3 protein-coding genes are annotated in these 2,502 nt (G+C 64.5%); 2 read left to right on the forward strand and 1 reads right to left on the reverse strand.

Annotated elements, in window-relative coordinates:
* Window positions 1-262 (forward strand): winged helix-turn-helix domain-containing protein (locus GSQ88_RS17735; protein ID WP_174248045.1); only part of this gene is annotated, 262 nt, incomplete at its 5' end.
* A complete protein-coding gene (locus tag GSQ88_RS17740; RefSeq protein ID WP_159009043.1) occupies window positions 259-1,884 on the forward strand; it encodes a sensor histidine kinase in 1,626 nt (541 codons plus the stop codon). The genes GSQ88_RS17735 and GSQ88_RS17740, both read left to right, overlap by 4 nt.
* 43 nt (window positions 1,885-1,927) lie before the next feature.
* Here GSQ88_RS17740 and GSQ88_RS35720 read toward each other — a convergent pair.
* Window positions 1,928-2,502 (reverse strand): DNA glycosylase AlkZ-like family protein (locus tag GSQ88_RS35720; RefSeq protein WP_246784851.1); only part of this gene is annotated, 575 nt, incomplete at its 5' end.

Below are 2,502 nucleotides of genomic sequence, written 5' to 3' on the forward strand. Positions count from 1 at the left end.
CAGCTTCGCTGGTCAGGCGGTGTCGCTGACCGCGCTCGAATTCGCGATCCTGCGCACCTTGATGGCGCGGCCGGGATCGGTCTTCACCCGCGAATTGATCCTCGACGCCGCCTATGAAGGAAACATCCATGTCGCCGACCGCACCATCGACAGCCACATCCGCAACATCAGGGCCAAGATGTCGACCGCCGGCTGCGACACAGTGATCGAGACCGTCCATGGTGTCGGATTCAAACTGGGGCGCTGCGAGGCAGCGCGTTGAGCAACGATTCCGGAGCCTCCGCCGGCCCGCGCCGAAAATGGCGCCCGTCGCTGAGCCTCGTGGTGTTTCTGGTCCTGACCAGCGTGCTGTTGCTGCCGATCTTCAGCCTGTATTTTCTCAAGGTTTACCAGAACCAGTTGATCCAGCAGACCGAGGCCGAACTGATCGCGCAATGCGCCGCGCTGTCGGCGACGATGCAGCGCGAGATCCAGACCGCGATTCCGCCTGACGTCGCGCTGGGTGCAAAGGTCGCTCCCGACACAGAGCAACCGCCGGCCGAAGCGTATCGACCGGTGTCGCCAAGACTCGAACTGATCAGCCGCAATCTGCTGCCGCCGAGACCGGACGCAAGCCCGCCGGCCGCGCCGGCCGATCCTGCCTTCGTGGCGCTCGGCGCCCGCATGATGCCCGATCTGGTCGCGACCCAGCGCGTGACCCTGGCCGGGTTTCGGCTGCTCGACCCGAACGGCGTCGTGATCGCGGGTCGCGACGAAATCGGCCTTTCGCTGGCGCATCTCAATGAGGTCGCAGCGGCGCTGCATGGCCGCTTCAGCGCCGCGCTGCGGGCACGCATCTCCAAGCATGACGAGCCGCCGCTTTATTCGCTGAGCCGCGGCACCGGCGTGCGGGTTTTCATCGCAATGCCCGTGATTGTGCGCGACCAGGTCGCGGGCGTGATCTACGCCTCGCGCACCCCGAGCAATGTCTTCATCTATCTGTATGAGCAGCGTGCCAAGGCCGCCATCGCCGTATTGTGCATGATCGTGCCGACGCTGCTGATCGGCCTGTTGTTCTATCGCACCATCACCGAGCCGATGCGCGAACTGGTCGAGCGCACCGATCTGATCGGCAAGGGCGACCATGACGCGTTGCGCCCGCTGAAACGTCACGGCACCAGCGAATTCGCCCGGCTGTCGCAAAGCTTTCTTGATATGGCGCGGCGGCTGAATACGCGATCGAGCTTCATCTCGACCTTCGCCACCCACGTGTCGCACGAATTGAAATCGCCACTGACCTCGATCCAGGGCGCCGCCGAATTGCTGCGCGACGATCTCGACGCGCCGACCCCCGTCATGACCGACCGCGACCGGCGCAAGTTTCTCGACAACATCATCGCCGATTCCGACCGGCTGGCGAAAATCTCCAGTCGCCTGCGGGATTTTGCGCGGGCGGAAAACCCGATTGCGGTCGGCGTCACCAGCCTGACGGCGCCGATCACCAATTTGCGCGCGGCGTTCGCCTCGCTCGGGATCGTCGCACGCGGCGATCTCGAATTGGCCTTGCGGATCTCGGAGGAAAATGCCGGCATCATCCTTTCCAACCTCGCCGACAACGCCCTGCGCCATGGCAGCACGACGCTGGAGATCTCTGCGTCGCGGCGGGACAACCGGATGCTGGTCCAGATAGCCGACGATGGCGAAGGCGTCTCCGTCAACAACCGGCCGCAGATCTTTGACAGCTTTTTCACGACGCGGCGCGACAGCGGCGGCACCGGCATGGGACTTGCGATCGTGCGCGCGATGCTCGACGCCCATGGCGGCACCATCCACCTCGTGGAGACCGCGCGCGGGACGGCTTTCGAGCTGAACGTTCCGCTCGCGGACCAGCCTGCGTCCTCATGAGCCACGGTTCAAACGGACTGGGCCTACTGCTCGACCGGCTCACTCACTCCGCGAGTTGAAACCGCTCGAAGCGGTGCAATTCTTCCTCGATGCGGCGCTTGAGATCCTTGCGCCCGCCCTTTGGCGATGCGCCGACCCAGTTCCATTTCTGCATCAGCAGTTTGCGCGCCTTGCGGTCGGTCTTCAGATCGATCGCGGCCACGATGTCGTCGCCGGCCAGCACCGGCAGCGCGAAATAGCCGAACAGCCGTTTCTCCTTCGGCACATAGGCCTCGAAGCGATGGCCATACCCGAAGAACAATTCGGTTCGCTTGCGCTGGATCACCAGCGGATCGAACGGCGAGAGAATGTGCACCAGATCGGACGCCCCCGCGCCGATGTTCTCCAGCGTCTCGGGACGCGCCCAGTGCTCCTGCTTGCCGGCGTCCTCGAGCCCGACCGGCACCAGCTCCCCGGTTCGCACCCGCGCCTCGATCAAGCGCCGGATTGCAGCCTTGCTGGGGGCATCAAGATGACAGATCGAATCCAGGCTGACGAGGCCTTGCGCACGCAGCGCGCGGTCGAGCAGATAGGCCATGGCCTCGCGTGGCGACGCGGATTTTGGCGGTAAATTCGACC

Source organism: Bradyrhizobium sp. S69, from assembly GCF_009766005.1.
GTDB lineage: Bacteria > Pseudomonadota > Alphaproteobacteria > Rhizobiales > Xanthobacteraceae > Bradyrhizobium.